A 3,500-nucleotide genomic window follows, 5' to 3' on the forward strand; every position below is an offset into this window, starting at 1 on the left:
GTCGCCGTCGCCGTGCCTTCGACCACCGACACGTCGGACAGCGTAATCGTGGTCACGTCCGCATCGTCGGTGACCGAGAATGTTGCATTCGCAACCGAAGTGTCGCCATCGCCGTCGGTAACCGTGTAGCTGAAGCTCTCGAGCCCGCCGGAAACAAAAACATCGTCGGGCTGGGCGATAAACCTATAGCTGCCGGTGGCAGTGACCTGGAAGCCGCCATGGGAGCCAGGAACTATCTGGGAATATCCGTCGTTTCCGAAAACAAGCACGATCCCGTTGACGTGAGTGACTGAGGCGCCGTCCGTCCCTTGGACGAAATCAAGTTGGCCCGTCGCAGTTGAGCCTTCCGCGACAGTCTGCGACGCCTCGAGGAAAGCCTGAGGTCCATCGTCCTGAAACTGGACTTGCAGCGCCACGCCAGACACGACGCTCGTCGAGTCACCATCGAAATCCGTAAGCGTGGCCTTGATGTGAAGGGCGGCCGTAACCGACGCTATGTCGTCGTGGGTGGCCAGGCTCGATCCGTCGAGACCGTGGGCGATCGGCTGATACTGGCCGATCCAGACGAAACCTTCGCTATCGACGTAGACCTTGAATATCTCGGTCTGGCCGGCGGAACCAACCACGGCCCCGTTTACGTCGGTGGACAGCATGATATGGATGCCGTCCAGCGTCGTCAGCCCGGAAGCAACAGAAGTGATCGGATTCCCGGCGCTGTCGGTAATCGCGAACGAATAGGTGCCCTCCTCGTCGGCGCCGACGCTACCTGAGAACAACGAGCCGGTAGCAAGCACGCTGGTCGACGATTTCGCGTAACCGATGGCATTCGCTTCAACGATCGCGCCGGGCGGAACATCAACCAATGGATTGACGTCATTGGCGGCGTTCGGATCGGCCGCGGTATTCACTCCGGGGCTCTCGTCTTCACTGATCTTGAACGTCTCGGTGACTACGGTTGTCGTCGTGATCGTCGATTCAATTCCGAAGACCTTGAACGAATTGCCGTCGGTGAATGTCTCCGGATTGCCGGACGAAGTCGTATCGAACTGAAAGTCGTTGTAGTTGCCGACCTTGAACACATCAAACGGCGTCGCGCCGGCTGCGTGAACCGTAGCAAGATCCGGCACTCCCTCCAGCACGTAACCGACCTGCAGCGCGCCCTGATAGACGGCCGTTGCCGTGACGGGCGAGCCGTTCACAGTGAAGGTCAATGCGACGAAGCTGCTGTTGTCGGTTGCCGACACGAAAACGTTGGCGGACTCGATGCCATGAGCTTCCGCGACATCGATCTTGAAGGTGGTGGAAGAGACGTCATAGCTATTGCTATTTGGAACACCGACAACAAAACTGTTGAGGAATTCCATCGTCAGTATTTCAGGCCCCGAGATGTTCGGATTGTTCTTCGGACCAGACTCTTCGTAGCCGTCAACGATCTGGCCATCGCCGATACCGATATTGCTGCCGGTCGTGTTGACGCTGTTGTCACCCTCGTAGACGTCGACGCCACTCAGCTTGATATCATGATTGCTCTGGCCATCCATGCCGCGGACATCGGTGTTGCCTGCCTGCAGCGTGTAGGTAATCGTCTCATTGGTCGTAACCGTCGTCTCGTTCGGCGCGCGCGCCGTGATGACCGGAATATCGTCGAGCACCGAAACGGTGAACGTACCAGCACCAAGAGAAACGCTGTCGCCGTCGCCGTCTGTCGCCACTACATAGGACGACAGGTCAATTACCTTGGTATTTTCCGTGTTGTCGCCGACTTGCGCGCCATCCAGCGTCGGGTGGTCGATCTGGTCCTTGAGCGTGAATGTGTAAGATCCGTCTGAACCAACCGCCAGCGTGAACACTTCACGATCGCCGCCGTCAAATCCCGGCGTGATGTTATCGACATAGCCGTGCAAGCCGTTGGCGTCGGTTACGATGAGAATTGGCTTGCCGCCCGAAGTCAGCCCACTATCGACCGGTACGGCGACGGGCTTGAGACCGAAACTGCCAAAACCGTCGGTGCCGAAATTGACCAGCGCGCCGAGTGTTCCAAACACAGCAGAGGTCGCGACGGCGGATTCGTTGCCATCGACTTCGCCGTCGCGGGAATTATCCAGATTGGAATCCGACAGACCCGGCGCATGCAGGCCATCTTCGTCAACGTTCGCAACAATTGACCCGGACGCGACCATAGTCGGACCGTCATCATCGAACGCGATGAACGAATTCTCGTTGCCGATCAAATTGACCTGGACTGATGAACTGGCCTGATCGCCGTCACCATCGGTCGCCGTTGTGGTGAGCTGCAGATTGAGCGTGCCCTCACCAACCAGATTCACAAACGTCTGCTCGTCGAACACTGATGGATTTTCTGAACCGCCATGGTCGATCGCCAGGAACTGGTCCACCGTGATCGTCGCCGTCGCCGGATCGGTCCCGTTCAGCTTGATCGTGAACGCGACATACTCGTCGCCATCGGCTGCGGTACCGGCAATCCGGCCCTCGATCGTGTTGGCGTCGACCTGAAACAGCGAGATCGCCCGCTCCCCGGCCGTCATGTTCTCCAGCGCCGTACCATCCAGCGCAGTCACCGTCAGGGTCGTGGCAATGCCATCGCTCGACAGCACCAGCGCCAGCTCCTTGCTGATACCGCCATCGCCGCCCGGCCCGTCCGTGCCAAAATCAACGCTCGCATTGGTGAACAGACCGGCCAGCGCACCTTCCGTCGTCGACAGCTCGCCAATCGCCTGCGCCTGGGTCGGCGTCTCCGACACCGTAACCGTGGTCGCCTTGTCGTCGACTTCCCCGTTATTGTCCTGCGGCACCTCGCCCGTGTTGTAGCGATCCGCGCCGATCGTCTCGTCCAGGTTGAGCAGGGCAAGCTTGGTGGTCTCGCCGCCCTCGCCCTCCGTCACTGTCGGGCCGTCGTCGTCAAAGGCAACAAAGCTGGTCTGGTTGCCGATCAGCGTGACCAGCACCGGCAGGCTGGCTTCGTCGCCATCGCCGTCGGTCGCCGTCGTCGTCAGCTGCAGGCTCAGCGTGCCCGCACCAACCGTGTTGAGGAATGCCTGTTCGTCGTACACTGACGGGCTGTCCGGGTCATGGTCGATCGCCAGGAACTGGTCCACCGTGATCGTCGCCGTCGCCGGATCGGTCCCGTTCAGCTTGATCGTGAACGCGACATACTCGTCGCCATCGGCTGCGGTACCGGCAATCCGGCCCTCGATCGTGTTGGCGTCGACCTGAAACAGCGAGATCGCCCGCTCCCCGGCCGTCATGGTCTCCAGCGCCGTACCATCCAGCGCAGTCACCGTCAGGGTCGTGGCAATGCCATCGCTCGACAGCACCAGCGCCAGCTCCTTGCTGATGCCGCCATCGCCGCCCGGCCCGTCCGTGCCAAAATCAACGCTCGCATTGGTGAACAGACCGGCCAGCGCACCTTCCGTCGTCGACAGCTCGCCAATCGCCTGCGCCTGGGTCGGCGTCTCCGACACCGTAACCGTGGTCGCCTT

1 protein-coding gene is annotated in these 3,500 nt (G+C 60.3%); it reads right to left on the minus strand.

Going from position 1 to position 3,500, the window contains the following annotated elements:
- Nucleotides 1–3,500 (minus strand): DUF5801 repeats-in-toxin domain-containing protein (locus tag JQ597_RS37395; RefSeq protein WP_212270382.1); only part of this gene is annotated, 3,500 nt, incomplete at both ends.

The organism is Bradyrhizobium sp. AUGA SZCCT0177, from assembly GCF_018130125.1.
GTDB lineage: Bacteria > Pseudomonadota > Alphaproteobacteria > Rhizobiales > Xanthobacteraceae > Bradyrhizobium.